Here is a 15,715-nt window from a genome sequence, read left to right as displayed (position 1 = left end):
CGGGCAATACCGGGCAATTTTACAAGTCCCGTATCACTCCCCGTTTTATCCTGTTTCTTCCTCCCTTCCTCTGTATGTTCTCCAGCTTCTGAACTTTCCCGTTCCAATACTCTATGGCATTTCTTATTTCCGTCAGGTTCGCCCGTGTCAGTGTTCGTGAACCGATTGTATAGCTCTGTCCTGTCGCAACCGTCATTTCCGCTTCCAGCCATACGTCTAAATGCTTTTGTGCAGTTTCAAGTGTGATTCCTGCCATTATAATATACCTCCGTTGCTTCTTCTCTTTTTTCTTTTCCTTCCTGCCGCCGCTCCTGCTGCCGCCGCTTTCTTTTCCTCCGGCTTCTTCAACGGAAGCTGCGTGATTTCGATTGCCGCCGTTGCATAGTTCCGGCAGTCTAACGCTTCATTCCTTTTGTGTTCCCCCTTGTCCTTCAGCTCCCATGCAAAGTACGGTCTTCCCATTTTGTACCGCAGTACCTTTTTTTCAGAAGTCAGCCCCTTAAAATATTTTTCGTCGTACCCCTTCCCCTGTTCTAACGGGAAATGACAGTACCCCGGACCCGGCGTTTCAAGTTTCAATCTGTCCATCAGCCAGCTTTTCCCTGTGTCAACTCCTATCGTGAAAAGGTATGCTTGTTCACGATTGCTTTTTGACGGTTTCTGTATGTACGCCGCTGCGCTGTCGTTGCTTCCCTTGATTGCAAACACTTTCCGGGCAAACCGTTTTTTGCAGAATTTATATACCCTGTTTGTGAAATGCCCGCCGCTGTCCATGCAGGTGCATACAATTTTCAACTTTGTCCCGTCTTCCTTCGTGAAGGTCTGTGAAAGAAATGTGTCTAATTCCTCCCAGATTTTATCCCCGTGCAAGTCCCCGTATATTGCGGCGTACTTTATGCCCCAACTCTCATAATCAGGACCCCACCCGACAACCTCAATTTCAAACCTGTCGTCCTGCGTGTCAACTCCTGCTGTCAGATACAGAACGTCTTCCGGGACTTCGCAGCTATAGTATTCCCTGCGGTTCAAAAGTACGTCGTCGTCTACGCTTTCCCCGTCTTCTTCCCATGTCTGCCCCATCTCGGTATTCGTCCATACCTTCATTAGCTGCACATTTCCCTTTTTTACTTCCTCATTCGCTTCAATGAACTTTTCAACAACCTCTTTCCACGTTGTTAGTGTAGAAGCAAGGGTATTCAGGTGAAAGCCCTTCACCGGGTTTTCCGGGTCCTCATGTACAAATTTCCCTTCTGTATAGTGTTCCTTCCACTCCGCTTCGCTTGAAATTACCCCGCATTTTTCGCAGGCATAGCGTATTTCTGACAGGTCGTTTTTATCATAGACAACATTTCCCCAGACAAGCGGCTGCAATTCCCCGCAGCACGGGCAGGGCGTGTTCCATTCCCCCCGGCTGCTGTTCTCATATTCAATTTCTATCCGGGAAGCCCCCTTGATAGTCGGCGTTGAAATGTCCACCTGTTTTTTGTTCCAGTACGTCGTTTGCCGCTTTGCCGCAAGTAGAAGCGGGTCCCCCTCCGCCCCTGCGCTTGCCGGGTATCCGTCTATTTCATCAGCAAGAAGAATCCTGACCGTATGGCTCCGCAGTCCCGTGGGGCTGTTCGCTCCTGCAATCGTTACAAACCCGCCCGGAAAAATCTTGTGCGTGATTGTGTTCCCGCTGCTTCTTGATTTATCGTCTATGCGCTCCGCAAGTACGGGCGTACTCCGCAGCATGGGGGACAGCTTTTCTTTTGAAAATTTTTCTGCCATGTCAATGGTGGGCTGTATAACCATTATCGGGGAAGGGTCGTAATGTATGTAGTACCCTATCGGGTTCAAAACCATTGCGTCAGTCTTCCCCACCTGCGCCGCTGACATAATCACAACTTTTTTTATTGATATGTCCGTGATTGCGTCCATAATTTCTTTCTGGTACGGGGCTTTTGCGGTCTTCCACCGCCCCGGTTCCGCAGTCGTCCCGGCAGCAAGCCGCCTGAACCTGTCAGCCCATTCAGAAAGCGTCAAATCTGGCGGCGGCTTTAGAACCTTGAATAGTCTGCGGAAAAGCTGCGCCGTGTTATCCCTCATCTTCCCCGCCCTCCTTCGTTATCCTGTCAAAATCAGATAATTCTTCCAGCGTTTCATCAATCGCCGCTTTCATCAGCTTAAAAATTTCCGTCTGGTCTTTCTTCTTCGCAAGAATCGGGCTTAACTTTGCAGGGATAGCCAGAAGACGGGTTCTGAAATTTACAAGCGTGTCTGTGACAATCTTTTCAATGTCTTCTGTCGTGTGAAGCTCATTCTTCCGCAACTGTAGTTCCAGCTCCTGATTCTCCCTTTTCGCCCGCACCAGCTTTGCCCGCTCCGTGTTGTAGTCCACCTTCTCTTCCGCTTCCGGGTTCTTCTGCCGCAGGAAATTTATATACTGCTTTGTCGCCGTCTGCAAGTCATACAACCCCGGCTTGTATTCGGTCAATATCCCTTTGTCCCGCAGCGTCCGCACGTTCCTTTCCGTCATGTCCAGATACCGTGCTATCGCCGCCGACGTGTACAACTTCATTTTTTCGGTATACCCCCCTTTCAAAATATTCCCCGGCAGAAACGGAAGCCGTTTTTTTCATTTCGTATCTAGGCAGGGTCTGGGCGTCGCCGTACCCGCATAGCTTCCAATCGGCTGAAAGAACCTACACCCATTCAGTCGCCGTCCATCAAATCGTCAATGATTTCTTCCGTTTCATCATCAATAATGAACTCACCTGTTAATTTTTGTTTAGCAAGCTGATATTTTCTTTCTTCCAGCGACAATCTTCTTTCTTCCATCTCATATGACTTGATACTGTCTATCTGCTTTATGATACGTCCATGCAGGCGGTTCAGTTCTGCTTCTACCTTCATAGCTCTATCAAATGCACTTGATTTAATGATAGTCTTCATTGCTGTCTTTAGCTTCTCTGTACCCCCTTCCGGGTCCTGCACCTGCCCTGTGTCAATGCCGCTGTCCTGCTCTCCCTGTACCTCTTCAAGCGTCTTCGGTACTGCCATATGTACCAGCTTATCAGCATAGAAAGCCCCCTCCGCTTCCGGGGCTGTGTACTGCTTCAATAGCCCCTCCAGATATGCCTTGCGTACTAACAGGCTTTGCAGCTCCTCCGTCATTTTCTCTATGCTGCCGCCTGGCTTTACCGCTTTTATTTTCTCCGCTCTCTCCGGGTCTATGTCGTCAATCCCCGCTTGTGCAAAGGCTCCGTGTGTGACGGCGTTTTTATTTCCGTCCTTTTTAGGGGTCCTGCCTGCCGCATTTTTATTTCCCCTCTGCCCGCCCTTTTTCTTCGGGGCTTCTTTCAGGCGTTCTTCCCACTTGTCCTCTGATTTCCACTTGCTTATGCGGGCTTTCGGAACGCCTGCTGCCGCCGCAAGCTCTTCAAGCGTCATTTTCCCGCCGCTTTCTATGTACCTTTTCAAGCTCTGGTCCCGCTCCGGGTTCCTCTTTCTTCCCATGCCCTCTTTCACTTCCCTTCGTTCGTTTTCGCAGCTTTGCCCCGCCCTGATTTCGGAAATATAAAAAAATCAGGGTTTCAAAATCCCCGGAATATGAAGCCAGCCTTGCTTCCCCTGCATTTTGAAGCCCTGTTTCTTTCGCCTTATTATACCAGCTTTTTCCGTGCAATGCCGGGCAATCCTTCATTCCTTTATTTCGTATTCAGAAAGTATGCGATTGTTTTCAAAACCTTTCAGAAGACGTTCCACCGCTCCGTCCCGGATATTTTTACACTGTCTTTCGCTGTAGTGCGTCCGCTCCGCTACCTGTTCCCACTTCATGCCGTGAAAATAATACCCGAAAACAACATTTTTTTGCTTCATTGTCAGCCGGGACACTTCTTTCAGGATTTCAACCTTTACTTTCTGCAATTCCTCTATTTCCCGCTGGTAACGCTGAATATCTCCCCGCACATAATCCGGGATATTCAATGCAAGCCGTTCTGTGGGGTCAGAATTTGCATATTTGCCCTTTGTCGTGTCGCTATAGCCTACCCCCTGAATCGGATTGTAATATTGTTCTAAGTCTGAAATAAAGCTGCGTCTTGACTTGATTTCCCCGTCAATCTCCGGGAACAATTCAAGCAATTTCAGAACTTTGTTTTTGTTCATGGTCTTTGCCATCCCTTTTACCTCCTTCTCTCCACACGGCAAGGGCAAGCACCGTTTCCGGCGTTGCCCTCTCTCCGTTTTCCTCCATGTTTTTCATAATATCTTCAATATCCGCAAGCAATCCCACTATGTTCGGCCCTCTTTCCGTCTTAACTCCTGAACCGTAAAACCGATAATGCAATAATCATCTTCAAGCCCCGTCCAGTCTTCCCATACATACGTTATTTCTGTTACAATCTCCCGCCCGGTCATTCTCCCTGCCGTGTACTCCTGCATTACTGCCGTATCTCCTACCCTGTACCCGTCATTCTTTAACAGATAGAATGTCAGCGTTTCATTTGCGATTTCATTATACTTTGAAGCCGCCAGCGTGATTTCATGCACCTTCTTTTCCGCTTCACTCGGTAACTGCTGCATTTTTTCTTCCTGCTGCTGTTCTTTCAGCTTTCTTTCCGTTTCCCGGTCAAGTGCTGCTTGCTGTTCGTCGTACCGCTGTTCATCTGTCTTGCGGGCTTCCTCCCGGTTCACATAGGCATTGCAGGAAGTGACCGTGCTTTTCTTTTCATGACAAGTTTCGTAATTCTCGCAGGAATAGCAAAGAGAAGTGATATTTTCCGGCTGCGGGTCTTCGTATTCCTCCGGCTGGTTCATGAAGTCTTCCTGCTGCCCCTCTGTGGCTTCTCCTGCGCCCTCTGTGGGCGTTTCTTCCTCTTCTGCGGGTTCTTCTTCACCTTCGCCCGTTTCGCCCGGCAAAATGTCTTCTGTGAAGCTCATTTGCCCCGGCATATCCTTTCCGGCTTCCTCCCTCTGCTTCATTTCCCTTGCTTCCGTCAATGAAAGCGTCCCTGCTTCCTCCACCCTGTCTGCTGCTTCCTCCTGCCCCGCTGCGCTCATGCCGCACAACTCAACCGCTACAGAAACATTGATAACACTATCTTTAAAGTATTTCATCAGGCGGGCAGAAAGATTGTTATAAATGGACTTATACCGCCCCAGTTGCGCTTCCGTCGTCCCTGTTATCTCTGCAAGGACTTCACGGGTCCTTCCGTTCAGGCTGTATTCCTTTTTCAGCTCTTTTGCCAGTTCCTCTGCCTGAATTGCTTCCATCATCTTTTCCCAGTCTGTCTTATCCCGGAAGCGGTTCGCCATAATCAACGCCAGCCGGTCCCTCACGTCCTCTTTTTTGAAGACGCAAGGCACAAACCGCATTTCCTCTTTCCCCTCTTCTAACAGGGAAAGCACCGCAAGCCGTCTTCTATGCCCCGCAATCACTCTGTATTTGCCGTTTTCCGGGCGGCTTACAAGTAACGGCTGCAATATGCCCACAAGCTCAATAGAACGCTTTAATTCGTCGTCTACATGATAGAAATTTTCTTGCGACGGTACAAGGTCATGTACATCAATATTTACAACTGCGTTTTCCTCTGTCTGCTGCGGGGCGTTGTCCTGCTGCCCCGCTTCGCTTTTCTCCTGCTGCCCGCCGCTTACTTCCTCCAGCTCCTTTGAACGGCTGTTCAATAAGTCTGTCAGGTTGAATTTTGCTTTTGCCATCTCTTTTTCCTTCCTTTCCGTGTCCGATTCGGTCACATTTTCAGATATTCTTCAACCAGCTTTTTATAGTCCTGCGCCGCCCCGCAGCGGCTGGAATAAATCAAAATCGGCTTCCGCTCAAATGTACTGGGTTTCATTTTTGCCGTGCGTCTGATATGCGTATCAAAAAGCGGGTATTTATTGCATACTTGCAGATATTGTTCCCCCTGCTGGTCTGCTTCGTTCAGTCTGTCATACTGTGTAATGAAGCACCCCCGGAAGCACAATGCCGGGTTCAGCTCTTCCCGTGCGTTTTCAATCTGTTCTGTCAGCTCTTCCAGTCCATCAAGTGAAAAGTCGTCAATCGTAATCGGCACTATCACATCATCAGAAGCAACTAGCGCATTTATCGTGCTTATGTTAATATCCGGGGCATTGTCTATAATGCAGAAGTCGTATTGCCCCGCTACCTGCTGCAACGCTCTCTTGAACCGTGTCTGCTGCGGGCGGCTCTGGTCAAGCATTACTGACAGATTCGCCGTTGACAGGTTCATATTTGCCGTGATAATGTCTAACCCCTCATAGTCCGTATGCTGAATGACTGCTTCCATGTCAATTTTCCTGTCCGTCATTACCTCTGCAACGCCCGCTTTGTCATAGCTGTGGCGGTTAAAGAACTTTGAAGCGTTCCCCTGCTTGTCGTTATCGACCAGCAGAACCTTCTTTTTGTGTACGGCGTTCAGGATATGCGCCATATTGACGCTTGAAGTTGTCTTTGCAACCCCGCCTTTCAAGTTGATAACAGAAATTGTCTTCATGTGTCCTTCCTCCTTGTATCTGGTATGATATTTTTATTTTCCCAGTAGTGCGCCGGGCGGGAATCGGACCCGCCCCGCAGGTCTTCACACCTGCTACCCCTCTGCAGCTCCCGGCTCTTCTCCGAACAAAAACCCTTTGTCTACAAGAAATTTTATCCAGTCGCAGCCTGTCACGTCTTCTTCTTTGATGAATTGATAGAACGCTTCTTTTGTTTCAACTCCGTCTGCTTTCATGAAGCGTTCGGCGTTTTTTACTGCGTTTGTCTGAAAAACGTGTTCTGCAAAGAATATCTTTTCACATTCCCCGTAATCATTTACCCCGTATTCTCCCCGCTTCCCCGGCGTTCTCATTAGAACCTTTACAACGGGCTTTTTGCTCTTGTTTCCTGTTCCCTTGCTGATAACAACTGCTTCACTGAATAACCAGCCATTCCAGCCCCTTCTTTGCTGTGAAAACTGTGTTCTAGGAACCTCTACTAAATCCCCCGGCTTCAACTTGCTGTATTCTGCTTTTTTCATGCGCCCTTCCTCCTTGCGTCTGTTATTTCATTCAATGCGCCGGGCGGGAATCGGACCCGCCCCGCAGGTCTTCACCTGCTGCCCCTCTGCGGCTCCCGGCTCTCTTTATGCTTCTACCGTTTCACTTCCTGCAAAAAATACTTCCCTGCCGTCCCAGTTTTGTATTTTCACTTTCTTTTCTTCTCTCCTGCTTTCATTGTATCTTCCTGAATGGTGGATTGCCGCATATGTGATTGTTTTCGCCGTTCTCTTTACAATTTCAAATACAACTGCGTGTTCCCCGTATCTTTTGCCGACTTCAAATGTCCTCATTCTTTTTTCCTCCGTTTGCCTGATTGATTATGTATTTATTATATACTTGCGCAAGTATATTTTCAATAGGCAAACTGCACAATCTTACGCAAGTATATTTGTTTATTTTTTATACTTGCGTAAGATATACGGGTTTTCAGACGGTCAGCCCGGCTTCCTTTGCCGTTATCAACGGTATGTATTCCCCGGACCCGTCAAGCTCATATGTAAAAAGAACTCTGTTTTCCCTCTGGAAATGTGTGCAGGCAATGTCTGTTATCTTCGCATATGTCGTCATATACAACGCCCCTTCCTGATTCTTTCCCGCTGGTGTAATAACCTGAATTTTGTCCCCGATTTCATACGGGCTTCTTGCGCTAAATGCCGCCACCTGCATTGTCCTTTTCCTCCATCTTCTTTTCATTCTGTTTTCTGACATACCACGCAACTTCCCGCAGTATGATAAACACAAGCCCCGCTGCCGCTGTCAGCAAAATAACTGCTATCCCTTTCAGGAAGAATCCTATTGCTTCCGCTGCCGCTTCAATCAATATCACTTTTGCTTTCCCTCCTGTTCTTCTCCCTCATTTGCGCCCTTGCCCGTTCAACGGAAGGTCTTATTCTGTTTACCGTCTGCAACTGTCTTTTTAAAAGCGGCTTGCGCTTCTCCGGCTGTTCTGCCGCTTTCTGCTGCCGTACTCTCTGCAATACCTCCTGTTTGCTCTGGCAATGCCTGTTCTTTCTCTTCCCCACTTCCTTCGCCCTCCTATCTTCTTTTCTTTTTCCCGTATTTCCTTTTCTTCTTTGTCGCCCGGCATTTCAAGAAAACGTCTTCTTTCGCCTTTGCAACTTCTTTCTGTACCCGTTCATGATTTCTGTTGTCCTCTTCCTCCTGCACAACCTCCAGAACCTCTACCGCAGAAAGCGGGAATGTGTAAGTACAGCCAGGGTCATAGGTTCCCGCTTCCCAGTCAGCCTTGAAGCCCTCAAAATCATCTTCATAAGCGCAAAACGGGTTATATTGTTCCGCTTCATACATTGCAAGCATTACCCGGTTATCGTCTTCCTTCTTCCAGTTCCATAAGTGCCAGCTTTCGTGATTGTCATAGTCCCACATGCTTACCCATAGTTCTAATCCGTCCCACAATTCATCAGCTTTCTTCATGTGCTTGAACTGATTGGAAGTAAAGCCCTGCCCCTTGAACTCTTCCCGATAGTCCTTTACTTCCCTTCCTGCCGTATGAAGCCGCACAAATGCAACTTTCGGAAGATACGGCGGCTTTTCCCTGTCAACTTTCACTTTTCCTTCCTCCTGTCTATCCTGTAGGCAATACGCATGATTGCTTCCATTGATTTTTTTATGTTTGCGTCCGTGTCTGCCGTAATACTTAACACGCCCGCTATATCCCGCAATTCCTCTGCGGTTTCTTCGTCTGACTTTTCAGCCAGACAGTCAGCGCATATTCCCTGCCCGTCCTCCGGCAGCGTCTTTCCGCAGATAATACATTTTTCACGGTCCATGCCCGCACCTTCTTTCACCAGTCCTGCATTTTCTTCACCTTTTCTGTCAATGCCTTTTCCCTCTCTATCAACGCCCGGACTTCATACGGGGAAAGCCCTGTTTCCTCATACTCGAATAGCTTCTTTGCAGCCCGTACAACGCCCACATTCTGCTTTAGAACGGGTTTTCCGCTGCCTGTGCTTATCTCTGTAAGCCTTTCCCGTTTCCTGCCCTTCTTGCCCCTCTGTGGCTTCTCCTGCGCCTGCTGCCGGGCGGCAATCTTCGCCCCCTGTGAAACTATGGCATTATGCGGGATATAGCCCCGCATGGCGTTATTAGAAGCCCTGACCGCTGCTTTTTGTATGTTCACGTCTGCCCCTCCTTTAATTTGTGATTCTTAAAAACTGAAACATACAGGCTTCATCATGCAGAAGAATCACTTCCCCGTCTTCGTTCAGAGTAACAACCGTTAAAAATTTCGGCTTTGCAATCCCCTTTTTCTCTGCTTCAATCTCTGGTGGCGTGTCATTATACCTCCAGCACATATTCAGCGCATTATATACACGCTCTTTATAAACAACCTTAAAGCCCCGCATATCTATTCCCATGTTTTAGCCCTCCTTCTGTGTTTTCCGGCTCTCTATTGCAGGATAGCCCGGAAACTGCAAATACCCTGCAATTATCCTTTCCGCTTCCTCTGCCCCGTAACAAACCGCCGTGAAATATCCCTGTTCTTTCAGTGCTTCCAGCCATTCGTCCTGGCTGTCCGTCGTTTTGTTCCTGCCGTACTTCATTTCGATATACAGCCCGTGGAATCCGTTTCTTGCTACAGGCAAACATAAATCAGGAACGCCCGCTTTTACCCCCTGCCGCTTTAGGTTCGCCGCTTCCAGCGTGTTCCTGCTGCCGCCGTTCGGGATATGATAAATCAATTTCAGTTCCGGGTGGCTTGCCTGCTGCCATCCGCACCACTGTATCACTGTTTCCTGCTCTGTCGCTTCGCTTCTCCTGCGGTTCTGCTGCCTTGCGTAATAGTTCATTTTCTCTATCTCCCTTCTGTCAGCTTCTTAACGTGTGAACTCTTAAACAGGCATGACTGGGGATTGATTAAGAAATAGCATTTCTGCGGTATGTACAAATTCGGGTCATTTCTGAATTGTTCTTCCCCTGTTTTATGCAGTTCCCCCTTGATAACGTCGTTGTCAAATAGCTTTATTGTGACGACTTTTCCCAGATACTTTTCTAACTCACTTCTTTTCACTCTTTCTTTTCCTCCCGTTCGTCAAAATGCGTCGCCATCATGTCTGCAAGATGAAGCATAACTGCCAGCTTGCTTTGCCGGAAAGCGTTGTCTAAATCATACCCGCCGCCCCTTGCGTAAAAGTCGTACTGCCCCATGTGCCACCTGATTGCCAGAATCTCTTCTTGTGTCAAGTGCATAAACTGTAAAATCAGGATAACGGACTTTTCCCCGTGTCCGGCAGGGAAATTTTTTGTCAGCCGATATTCTGTTATACCTTCAAATTCAGCTTTTTTATATGCGTCTATCTTGCATAAATCATGAAGAAGCCCGCAGATTGCCAGCGTTTCCAAATCATAGTTCAAAGACTGCTGCCGCCGTTCTTCCTCTGCGTTCATCTGTATAAGCCGCCGACACACATTTATTGAATGTTGTGCAAGCCCTCCGGGTTCCGCTCCGTGGTGTCGCTTGCTTGCCGGGGCTTCAAAGAAGCCGTTTGCGTCCATCCATTGCAGAAGGTCGGCCGCCCCCGGTCTTTTTATGTAGTTGAAATAGTTCCTGAATACCTGTATTGTTTCTTCCTGCTTCATTCCTTTTCTTCCTCCGCTTTAATGCTTCTTTCTACATTCAGGGCATAAGACTTTCTTTCCCACGCTCCATCCGTTCTGCCTTGCGTATTCAACAAGATATATTTTTGACGGGAGCCATTCTTTCGGTTCTCTCCTGTATTCAATGGCTTTCCCACACTTGTCGCATGAATAGCCGCTATAAAACATTCTTTCCCCCTTTCCTCTTCCTTGACAGCCTTTCAAGCCGTCTGGAAAGCCTTTGTATGTTTCCGTATGTCCCGCACTCTTTACACTCTGCCTGCCCGTAATGACCGGGGCAAGCGTCGCACTCTTCCTGCTCTGCTTTCAGCATTGTTTCCGTGGTCGCTGCCTGAAAGAGTGTGTCCCCGTCAAATTGCTTTTCCTGCTGGTCCTGCTGCGGTTCTTTTAATTCCTCTTCGCTTATCCCGTATTTGCTTTTTATCTTTTCATACAGCCGCCGTGCGTCCTGTCTTTCGCCGCCCACGCCCTTCTCTGCAAGGGCTTTCAGCTTTTTCAGTTTGTCCGCTGCCTGTTCTCTTGTCATGCCTGCTGCCCTCCGTATACTTCCACAAGCCCGCCTTTCTCCTGTGCAAGCTCCGTTATGCCCTCTTCAAGTGCAATCTGTATTTCCGCAAGCATACCTTCTGAAAGCCCGTACCTGCTTCCGATAAAGATATATCTGCAATTCCTTAAAAGCTCCGTGCCTGCCGCCATCCCCTTTTCCCTTTGTTCCTGGTCCTCTTCGTTTAGTACCTGCGTCAAGTACAAGTGCGGCGTTATCGGCGTATATCCGCAGTCTAACGCAATCCGGGTCAACTCCCTTGCATACTCCGTGTTTCTCTCAATATCGCCCCTGTACGGGCTGCATATATAGCATAATTTACTTTGCATTTCCCTTCCCTCCTGTCAGATTAAGTCAAACAATGAAAGCTGCGCTTTCTCTGCCTGTATGCGCCTGTCTGCGTCCGTGTAATACCCTTCGTCAATCTCTATCGCATACCATTCAAACCGCAGGCGTTGACACGCAACCGGGCAAGAACCGCTTCCGGCGTGTGTGTCAAGTATTCTGTCGCCCCGCTTTGCATAGCCGTTTGTCAATATCCATTCATACAGCTTCGCTGGCTTCTGTGTCGGGTGAATCGTCCCTTCTTTCAGAAGTTCCACCCGGTTAAATGTGACAATCCTTGTCGGGCAGTCAAACGACGTGTAGGCAATTTCACAATCTGACATTGACAAGCCCCGCTGCCCTTTGTCCCAGATTATCCAGCCTTTATGCCCTGCTTTTAAGTGCTTCACAAAATAATTGCCGCCCCAGATAATCTGGTTTTCAGATACCCTTTCAAGCTCCCGGAAGTATTCTGCGCCCGGTATGCCTTTACTGTCCCAGTCCTTCTTTTCGTGTTCCTTCCTGCTTTGCTTTGGATTGCTGCACACTTTCTTTTTCTGTCCGTCATTGCCTATCCCATAGGGCGGGTCAACTATCGCAAGTTGAAAGAACTTATCCGGCATTTCCCGCATGACGGGCAGGCAGTCCGCATTTAAAAGCGTGTTCGGTTCATACCTCCACAATCTTTTTCACCTTCTTTCTGTCTTACATTTAATGTCCGGCACGTCTTCCCCTCTGTAATACTGCCAGGACTGCGGCGGTCTTTTCAGCCCGTACAGGCTTAATTTGTGCGGCGTGTCGTATTCCTTCGCCTGTGACACTGACCAGCCCCACAAGGGCTTCCCGCTTTCTCCTGCGTACTCTTTCAACTGCTGCCCGGTCAGGCAGCTTGCCCCCGGAACATCTACTTCCAGCAATCCCGCCCGGCTCTTTACTTCCGGGATAGTCCGTATTTTGAAAAAGCTATTGCAGATAAATTCCCCTTTTATTTCCCCTGTCCCTGTCACATACACAAGAACCCTGAACGGACCCTTCCCGGCAGGACGTGTCTTCCTGATTTCAAGCTGCTTTTCTCCTGCCAGAATCTTCTTCCACCATCGGTCATGCAAAGACAATATGATTGTGTCCGATTCGGACAACCTCTGCTTTTCAGCCATCTTTCCTTTCCTCCTGTTCTGCGGCAATTATTCCCCGGAAGACACGTTCTGCACACGGTACAGCAATACTGTTTCCCAGTGCTTTTATCCGTGCATTGCTTGACATTTCCTTTCCGCTTGCCCCGTACTGCGTCCAGTTATCCGGGAATCCGTCAAGCCGTTCACATTCTAACGGGGTCAGGGAACGGACCCTGTATTTCTGCCGCCAGCTCTCTTCCGGGGCTGCCACGGCGTGTCTGTCGCTCTCTGTCAGCGTCGGGGAAATATCCTGCCCCACTCCCGTCTGATTGCCGCCGCTCCCCGCTTTCCTTCCCAGTACATTCCCGATAATCGTATATACGGGAAGAAGATAGTACCCCGTCTTTGCCGCCCCGCCGCCTGCCCGCCCCATCAGCGTCACGCTTTGTTTTGCGTCAATATATATCCTGTCGCCGGTCCGTCCAAAATCTAACTTTGTATGCTTCTTTTCTTCTCCCTCTTCAAAGTTCAGCTTCAACTGTCCGTCTGCGCCTTGTGCCAGTCCTCCGCTATTACCTCCAGAAGCGCAATCCGCAGTTTGTCCGGCATATCCCGTTTCATATCCTCTGCCCTCTGCAACATAGCCCAACACACTTTCGCACTCAAAAAGTATTTGTCCGGCACGGTCTGTTCTAAAATCTCTGACAAGATAGATTCGTTTTCGACGCTGGGGAACGCCCCAGTATTGAGCGTCCAACATTCTCCAAGCTGTACTTCCCCCCCCCCCTGCTTCTAACCATTCCGGCATTTGCCCATCTTCCGCTTGCAGGCATTGGAATTGCGGTCTTTGTGATTTCTTCAAGCACCTTTTGAAAGTCCCTGCCTTTATTGTTTGAAAAAGCCCCTGCCACGTTCTCCCAGACTGCGTATTTTGGGTACTTTCCATTTGTCGCACACCTCATTTCATCAATAATTCTGACCGCTTCAAAAAACAGTCTTGATTCTGACCCGGCAAGCCCTTTCCCGTTCCCTGCTACACTCAAATTCTGACAGGGGGAACCAAAAGAAATAATGTCAACGGGTGGTATCTCTGCGCCGTTTATTTCCATGATGTTCCCTAACTGCTGCATATCCGGGAAATGTTTTGCGCTTATGTCTATGCAGTCCGCTTCAATTTCGCTTCCCCATACAGGCGTTATGCCCTGCCGCTTCGCCGCAAGCGGAAAGCCTGCTATCCCGTCAAATAAGCTCCCTAACGTCATTTTCCCCGCCCTCCCCTGCTATGAAAAGAAAGCTGCTGGCATAAGCTCATACCCGTCAATATCTTTGTTTTCAAGCGGCTTGTCATATTCGATATATCCCCACGCCATTCTTCCGATTTCCGGCACATATTCCCGGCTATTGAAATTGTGAATCAGCATTGCCGGATTGTCTTTCGGTTTCGGATATGTCCCCGGCATTACCGGGCGTTCTAAACTGTAATACTTGTATTTCATTCTTTTTAGCTCCTTCCTTCAATCTCTGTCTTAAAATCCTGCTTTTCCCAGAATCAACTCCCGCTCTATCTGCTTTTCTGCTTCCTCTTTGTTGAAGCCGTTTTTCACAATTATTTCTGCAACGTGTTCTGTGCAATACGGGTATTTTGCAGCTATTTCAGAAGCCGCCTTTTTCATTTCCGGGTCAAGCCTGTTGTATGTCGGATATGCCCTCTTTAACTCTCCGTACAGCATTTTCTATCCCTCCAGCACAACCCTTGTATAAATCATCATTTCAAGGTCTGAAAACGCAAATTCACTGATACTTTCAACGGGTACTTTCTCCCCCGGCGTTTTGTACATTGCCGCCCCTGCCCTTTTCTGCTCTTTCCTGTGTATGTCTGTTGACAGTCTGTGCCGCTTTACTTCCCGGCTCCTGTCAATCCCTGTATAGCCCAGGCAGGCAACAAACCCCCTGTAAAGCTCTCCTGTGCTGTCCTCAATAATCAGCCTGTCACTGGGGACAGCTCCCCGCATGAACTCTTCCAGAATCACTTCTTTTTCCCTCCTGATTTCCTGTTTTTCTTCTTCTGCTTCTTGTCCGGCTTCTTCCACATCTTCAAGTAAATGTGCCAGCCCGTTTCTTCGTAGTAGGCAGGTTCAATGCTTACAATGTCATATCCGGGGAACTGCTTCTTGAAGAACTCTTTCCCGCAATCATCAGACTTCGCCAGCTTCTCTATCTGCTTCTTTGTGTATTTATAATCAGCGTTCGGAAGCTCTACCGGGCGCACAAGGTTTCTGCTGCTACTCCACCGCTTCTTGCCCTGTGGGTCCTTTACTATGTACTTGCAGAGGGCTTCAATGCCGTTTTCGTTCGTCTGTATGCGGTCAGCATTGACCCACCCCATCTGCTTTATGTTCGCTCTATACTGTAAGTCCTGCGCCTTATTCCAGTTAATGCGGTCAGCCGTCCACATCAGTTCTACGTCATCACGGGACAAACCGCCGTTCATGATAATGTGATGGTGTACCCGCTTTATCATCTGCCCTTCCTTGTCGAATTTATATTCTGTCACAAGGATATATTTCAGCGGGTCCATCCCTAACTTCCCCCGCCTGTATGCTATCCGGCGCAAGTAGTTATTCACTATCTTTTCCGCTTCCTCTATGCTGTCCGGCAGGTGGTCTTTATCGTATGTACAGGAAACGTGTAAATCACCTATGCCAAAATTCCCATTCCCTAACTGAACCAGATACCTTTTGGCGTTCTTTTCGTTCAGGTCTTTTTGCTTTGGCTCCGTTACCTTCTTACGCTTCCCCCTCTTCCCCTTTGCCACCTTATCCGCTTTTTCCGTCCGGGGTATTATATCTGCTTCCCGATACTGCCCGCAGTCCACCTTCTTCTCCCTCATGAACACTTTACCCAATGCAACCACACCTTCCTTTGCTGTCCTTATACCTGTGTGGCGTGGGTATGTTCCGGGCGGGGACTCTCCCCCTTCTCCTTCCTTCCCTCCTGCTTATTATCCATGTATTACGCAAGTATATAATATATATTATCTTACGCAAGTATATATTCTATATCTAACTTACGCAAG

At 48.5% G+C, this 15,715-nt stretch carries 32 protein-coding genes; all 32 read right to left on the bottom strand.

The genetic code is table 11. The features are described from left to right. Window positions 1-19 precede the first annotated feature (19 nt). The 32 genes from AC6I3O_RS05620 to AC6I3O_RS05465 all read right to left on the bottom strand — a co-directional run bounded on the left by AC6I3O_RS05620 (window position 20) and on the right by AC6I3O_RS05465 (window position 15,553). Window positions 20-256, bottom strand: a complete 237-nt coding sequence (locus tag AC6I3O_RS05620; protein ID WP_289703928.1) for a DUF6148 family protein — start codon at window positions 254-256, stop codon at window positions 20-22. Beyond that, window positions 256-2,088 (bottom strand): phage terminase large subunit family protein, encoded by a 1,833-nt coding sequence (locus tag AC6I3O_RS05615; protein WP_497850036.1) that lies wholly within the window; start codon window positions 2,086-2,088, stop codon window positions 256-258. Before AC6I3O_RS05615 ends, AC6I3O_RS05620 begins: the two co-directional genes overlap by 1 nt. After that, on the bottom strand, window positions 2,078-2,560 hold the full coding sequence (locus tag AC6I3O_RS05610; protein ID WP_004069511.1) for a hypothetical protein: 483 nt from the start codon (window positions 2,558-2,560) through the stop codon (window positions 2,078-2,080). The genes AC6I3O_RS05615 and AC6I3O_RS05610 overlap by 11 nt, the downstream gene beginning before the upstream one ends. A gap of 134 nt (window positions 2,561-2,694) precedes the next feature. Continuing rightward, window positions 2,695-3,498, bottom strand: coding sequence for a phage terminase small subunit-related protein (locus tag AC6I3O_RS05605; RefSeq protein WP_497850035.1), 804 nt, complete (start codon window positions 3,496-3,498; stop codon window positions 2,695-2,697). Beyond that, a complete protein-coding gene (locus AC6I3O_RS05600; RefSeq protein ID WP_004069519.1) occupies window positions 3,422-3,685 on the bottom strand; it encodes a hypothetical protein in 264 nt (87 codons plus the stop codon). Before AC6I3O_RS05600 ends, AC6I3O_RS05605 begins: the two co-directional genes overlap by 77 nt. Further along, window positions 3,682-4,161, bottom strand: a complete 480-nt coding sequence (locus tag AC6I3O_RS05595) for a DUF722 domain-containing protein (RefSeq protein ID WP_497850034.1) — start codon at window positions 4,159-4,161, stop codon at window positions 3,682-3,684. The genes AC6I3O_RS05600 and AC6I3O_RS05595 overlap by 4 nt, the downstream gene beginning before the upstream one ends. Continuing rightward, complete coding sequence (locus AC6I3O_RS05590; RefSeq protein WP_497850033.1) at window positions 4,118-4,276, bottom strand: hypothetical protein; 159 nt, start codon at window positions 4,274-4,276, stop codon at window positions 4,118-4,120. The genes AC6I3O_RS05595 and AC6I3O_RS05590 overlap by 44 nt, the downstream gene beginning before the upstream one ends. After that, the gene (locus AC6I3O_RS05585; protein ID WP_497850032.1) at window positions 4,276-5,700 is read right to left on the bottom strand and encodes a ParB/RepB/Spo0J family partition protein; all 1,425 of its coding nucleotides are present in this window, start codon (window positions 5,698-5,700) and stop codon (window positions 4,276-4,278) included. Before AC6I3O_RS05585 ends, AC6I3O_RS05590 begins: the two co-directional genes overlap by 1 nt. Before the next feature lie 32 nt (window positions 5,701-5,732). Then, a complete protein-coding gene (locus AC6I3O_RS05580; RefSeq protein WP_004069527.1) occupies window positions 5,733-6,497 on the bottom strand; it encodes a ParA family protein in 765 nt (254 codons plus the stop codon). A gap of 93 nt (window positions 6,498-6,590) precedes the next feature. Continuing rightward, window positions 6,591-7,016, bottom strand: coding sequence for a hypothetical protein (locus tag AC6I3O_RS05575; protein ID WP_004069529.1), 426 nt, complete (start codon window positions 7,014-7,016; stop codon window positions 6,591-6,593). Between the two features lie 105 nt (window positions 7,017-7,121). After that, window positions 7,122-7,328 carry a hypothetical protein gene (locus AC6I3O_RS05570; protein ID WP_004069531.1) on the bottom strand — a complete coding sequence of 69 codons (207 nt, stop codon included), beginning with the start codon at window positions 7,326-7,328 and terminating at the stop codon, window positions 7,122-7,124. Between the two features lie 136 nt (window positions 7,329-7,464). After that, window positions 7,465-7,704 carry a hypothetical protein gene (locus AC6I3O_RS05565; protein WP_004069533.1) on the bottom strand — a complete coding sequence of 80 codons (240 nt, stop codon included), beginning with the start codon at window positions 7,702-7,704 and terminating at the stop codon, window positions 7,465-7,467. Next, on the bottom strand, window positions 7,685-7,864 hold the full coding sequence (locus tag AC6I3O_RS05560) for a hypothetical protein (RefSeq protein ID WP_004069536.1): 180 nt from the start codon (window positions 7,862-7,864) through the stop codon (window positions 7,685-7,687). Before AC6I3O_RS05560 ends, AC6I3O_RS05565 begins: the two co-directional genes overlap by 20 nt. Further along, window positions 7,851-8,060: a hypothetical protein gene (locus AC6I3O_RS05555; protein WP_004069538.1), complete on the bottom strand. Its 210-nt coding sequence runs from the start codon at window positions 8,058-8,060 to the stop codon at window positions 7,851-7,853. Before AC6I3O_RS05555 ends, AC6I3O_RS05560 begins: the two co-directional genes overlap by 14 nt. Window positions 8,061-8,073: 13 nt before the next feature. Beyond that, window positions 8,074-8,607 (bottom strand): hypothetical protein, encoded by a 534-nt coding sequence (locus AC6I3O_RS05550; RefSeq protein WP_004069540.1) that lies wholly within the window; start codon window positions 8,605-8,607, stop codon window positions 8,074-8,076. Next, window positions 8,604-8,828 (bottom strand): hypothetical protein, encoded by a 225-nt coding sequence (locus AC6I3O_RS05545; protein WP_004069542.1) that lies wholly within the window; start codon window positions 8,826-8,828, stop codon window positions 8,604-8,606. Before AC6I3O_RS05545 ends, AC6I3O_RS05550 begins: the two co-directional genes overlap by 4 nt. A 14-nt stretch (window positions 8,829-8,842) precedes the next feature. After that, window positions 8,843-9,178 carry a hypothetical protein gene (locus AC6I3O_RS05540; RefSeq protein WP_004069544.1) on the bottom strand — a complete coding sequence of 112 codons (336 nt, stop codon included), beginning with the start codon at window positions 9,176-9,178 and terminating at the stop codon, window positions 8,843-8,845. A 13-nt stretch (window positions 9,179-9,191) separates the two neighbouring features. Further along, entirely contained in the window at window positions 9,192-9,416 is a 225-nt protein-coding gene (locus tag AC6I3O_RS05535; RefSeq protein WP_497850031.1) for a hypothetical protein, read from the bottom strand. A 3-nt stretch (window positions 9,417-9,419) separates the two neighbouring features. Continuing rightward, window positions 9,420-9,848: a VRR-NUC domain-containing protein gene (locus AC6I3O_RS05530; protein WP_004069546.1), complete on the bottom strand. Its 429-nt coding sequence runs from the start codon at window positions 9,846-9,848 to the stop codon at window positions 9,420-9,422. Between the two features lie 5 nt (window positions 9,849-9,853). Next, a complete protein-coding gene (locus AC6I3O_RS05525) occupies window positions 9,854-10,069 on the bottom strand; it encodes a hypothetical protein (protein WP_004069547.1) in 216 nt (71 codons plus the stop codon). Further along, a complete protein-coding gene (locus AC6I3O_RS05520; protein ID WP_369910822.1) occupies window positions 10,066-10,638 on the bottom strand; it encodes an HD domain-containing protein in 573 nt (190 codons plus the stop codon). The genes AC6I3O_RS05525 and AC6I3O_RS05520 overlap by 4 nt, the downstream gene beginning before the upstream one ends. 18 nt (window positions 10,639-10,656) lie before the next feature. Further along, window positions 10,657-10,824: a hypothetical protein gene (locus tag AC6I3O_RS05515; RefSeq protein WP_004069549.1), complete on the bottom strand. Its 168-nt coding sequence runs from the start codon at window positions 10,822-10,824 to the stop codon at window positions 10,657-10,659. Continuing rightward, a complete protein-coding gene (locus AC6I3O_RS05510; protein ID WP_369910823.1) occupies window positions 10,814-11,182 on the bottom strand; it encodes a hypothetical protein in 369 nt (122 codons plus the stop codon). The genes AC6I3O_RS05515 and AC6I3O_RS05510 overlap by 11 nt, the downstream gene beginning before the upstream one ends. Further along, window positions 11,179-11,529 carry a DUF7768 domain-containing protein gene (locus AC6I3O_RS05505; protein WP_004069553.1) on the bottom strand — a complete coding sequence of 117 codons (351 nt, stop codon included), beginning with the start codon at window positions 11,527-11,529 and terminating at the stop codon, window positions 11,179-11,181. Before AC6I3O_RS05505 ends, AC6I3O_RS05510 begins: the two co-directional genes overlap by 4 nt. Window positions 11,530-11,544: 15 nt before the next feature. After that, window positions 11,545-12,207 (bottom strand): DNA methyltransferase, encoded by a 663-nt coding sequence (locus AC6I3O_RS05500; RefSeq protein WP_004069555.1) that lies wholly within the window; start codon window positions 12,205-12,207, stop codon window positions 11,545-11,547. 6 nt (window positions 12,208-12,213) lie between these two features. Next, window positions 12,214-12,681 (bottom strand): hypothetical protein, encoded by a 468-nt coding sequence (locus AC6I3O_RS05495; protein ID WP_004069557.1) that lies wholly within the window; start codon window positions 12,679-12,681, stop codon window positions 12,214-12,216. Further along, window positions 12,674-13,399 (bottom strand): DNA cytosine methyltransferase, encoded by a 726-nt coding sequence (locus AC6I3O_RS05490; RefSeq protein WP_369910826.1) that lies wholly within the window; start codon window positions 13,397-13,399, stop codon window positions 12,674-12,676. Before AC6I3O_RS05490 ends, AC6I3O_RS05495 begins: the two co-directional genes overlap by 8 nt. Then, window positions 13,332-13,901 (bottom strand): DNA cytosine methyltransferase, encoded by a 570-nt coding sequence (locus tag AC6I3O_RS05485; RefSeq protein ID WP_497850030.1) that lies wholly within the window; start codon window positions 13,899-13,901, stop codon window positions 13,332-13,334. The genes AC6I3O_RS05490 and AC6I3O_RS05485 overlap by 68 nt, the downstream gene beginning before the upstream one ends. An 18-nt stretch (window positions 13,902-13,919) precedes the next feature. Beyond that, complete coding sequence (locus tag AC6I3O_RS05480) at window positions 13,920-14,135, bottom strand: defense against restriction DarA-related protein (protein WP_004069561.1); 216 nt, start codon at window positions 14,133-14,135, stop codon at window positions 13,920-13,922. Between the two features lie 30 nt (window positions 14,136-14,165). Beyond that, complete coding sequence (locus AC6I3O_RS05475; RefSeq protein WP_497850029.1) at window positions 14,166-14,369, bottom strand: hypothetical protein; 204 nt, start codon at window positions 14,367-14,369, stop codon at window positions 14,166-14,168. A 3-nt stretch (window positions 14,370-14,372) separates the two neighbouring features. Continuing rightward, window positions 14,373-14,669: a hypothetical protein gene (locus AC6I3O_RS05470; RefSeq protein WP_497850028.1), complete on the bottom strand. Its 297-nt coding sequence runs from the start codon at window positions 14,667-14,669 to the stop codon at window positions 14,373-14,375. Continuing rightward, window positions 14,666-15,553, bottom strand: coding sequence for a rolling circle replication-associated protein (locus AC6I3O_RS05465; protein WP_497850027.1), 888 nt, complete (start codon window positions 15,551-15,553; stop codon window positions 14,666-14,668). The genes AC6I3O_RS05470 and AC6I3O_RS05465 overlap by 4 nt, the downstream gene beginning before the upstream one ends. Window positions 15,554-15,715: the final 162 nt, after the last annotated feature.

This window comes from Sporofaciens sp. St.21A7 (assembly GCF_059728535.1).
The sequence above is the reverse complement of the archived record's forward strand: the minus strand, read 5'-3'. Positions and strand labels throughout refer to the sequence as shown.

What these genes read in the sequence shown, in the direction of transcription:
- AC6I3O_RS05620 (WP_289703928.1), bottom strand. Translation starts at nt 256, where the DNA reads ATGGCAGGAATCACACTTGAAACTGCACAAAAGCATTTAGACGTATGG.
- AC6I3O_RS05615 (WP_497850036.1), bottom strand. Translation starts at nt 2,088, where the DNA reads ATGAGGGATAACACGGCGCAGCTTTTCCGCAGACTATTCAAGGTTCTA.
- AC6I3O_RS05610 (WP_004069511.1), bottom strand. Translation starts at nt 2,560, where the DNA reads ATGAAGTTGTACACGTCGGCGGCGATAGCACGGTATCTGGACATGACG.
- AC6I3O_RS05605 (WP_497850035.1), bottom strand. Translation starts at nt 3,498, where the DNA reads ATGGGAAGAAAGAGGAACCCGGAGCGGGACCAGAGCTTGAAAAGGTAC.
- AC6I3O_RS05600 (WP_004069519.1), bottom strand. Translation starts at nt 3,685, where the DNA reads ATGAAGGATTGCCCGGCATTGCACGGAAAAAGCTGGTATAATAAGGCG.
- AC6I3O_RS05595 (WP_497850034.1), bottom strand. Translation starts at nt 4,161, where the DNA reads ATGGCAAAGACCATGAACAAAAACAAAGTTCTGAAATTGCTTGAATTG.
- AC6I3O_RS05585 (WP_497850032.1), bottom strand. Translation starts at nt 5,700, where the DNA reads ATGGCAAAAGCAAAATTCAACCTGACAGACTTATTGAACAGCCGTTCA.
- AC6I3O_RS05580 (WP_004069527.1), bottom strand. Translation starts at nt 6,497, where the DNA reads ATGAAGACAATTTCTGTTATCAACTTGAAAGGCGGGGTTGCAAAGACA.
- AC6I3O_RS05575 (WP_004069529.1), bottom strand. Translation starts at nt 7,016, where the DNA reads ATGAAAAAAGCAGAATACAGCAAGTTGAAGCCGGGGGATTTAGTAGAG.
- AC6I3O_RS05570 (WP_004069531.1), bottom strand. Translation starts at nt 7,328, where the DNA reads ATGAGGACATTTGAAGTCGGCAAAAGATACGGGGAACACGCAGTTGTA.
- AC6I3O_RS05565 (WP_004069533.1), bottom strand. Translation starts at nt 7,704, where the DNA reads ATGCAGGTGGCGGCATTTAGCGCAAGAAGCCCGTATGAAATCGGGGAC.
- AC6I3O_RS05545 (WP_004069542.1), bottom strand. Translation starts at nt 8,828, where the DNA reads ATGGACCGTGAAAAATGTATTATCTGCGGAAAGACGCTGCCGGAGGAC.
- AC6I3O_RS05535 (WP_497850031.1), bottom strand. Translation starts at nt 9,416, where the DNA reads ATGGGAATAGATATGCGGGGCTTTAAGGTTGTTTATAAAGAGCGTGTA.
- AC6I3O_RS05530 (WP_004069546.1), bottom strand. Translation starts at nt 9,848, where the DNA reads ATGAACTATTACGCAAGGCAGCAGAACCGCAGGAGAAGCGAAGCGACA.
- AC6I3O_RS05520 (WP_369910822.1), bottom strand. Translation starts at nt 10,638, where the DNA reads ATGAAGCAGGAAGAAACAATACAGGTATTCAGGAACTATTTCAACTAC.
- AC6I3O_RS05515 (WP_004069549.1), bottom strand. Translation starts at nt 10,824, where the DNA reads ATGTTTTATAGCGGCTATTCATGCGACAAGTGTGGGAAAGCCATTGAA.
- AC6I3O_RS05510 (WP_369910823.1), bottom strand. Translation starts at nt 11,182, where the DNA reads ATGACAAGAGAACAGGCAGCGGACAAACTGAAAAAGCTGAAAGCCCTT.
- AC6I3O_RS05505 (WP_004069553.1), bottom strand. Translation starts at nt 11,529, where the DNA reads ATGCAAAGTAAATTATGCTATATATGCAGCCCGTACAGGGGCGATATT.
- AC6I3O_RS05495 (WP_004069557.1), bottom strand. Translation starts at nt 12,681, where the DNA reads ATGGCTGAAAAGCAGAGGTTGTCCGAATCGGACACAATCATATTGTCT.
- AC6I3O_RS05490 (WP_369910826.1), bottom strand. Translation starts at nt 13,399, where the DNA reads ATGTTGGACGCTCAATACTGGGGCGTTCCCCAGCGTCGAAAACGAATC.
- AC6I3O_RS05485 (WP_497850030.1), bottom strand. Translation starts at nt 13,901, where the DNA reads ATGACGTTAGGGAGCTTATTTGACGGGATAGCAGGCTTTCCGCTTGCG.
- AC6I3O_RS05480 (WP_004069561.1), bottom strand. Translation starts at nt 14,135, where the DNA reads ATGAAATACAAGTATTACAGTTTAGAACGCCCGGTAATGCCGGGGACA.
- AC6I3O_RS05475 (WP_497850029.1), bottom strand. Translation starts at nt 14,369, where the DNA reads ATGCTGTACGGAGAGTTAAAGAGGGCATATCCGACATACAACAGGCTT.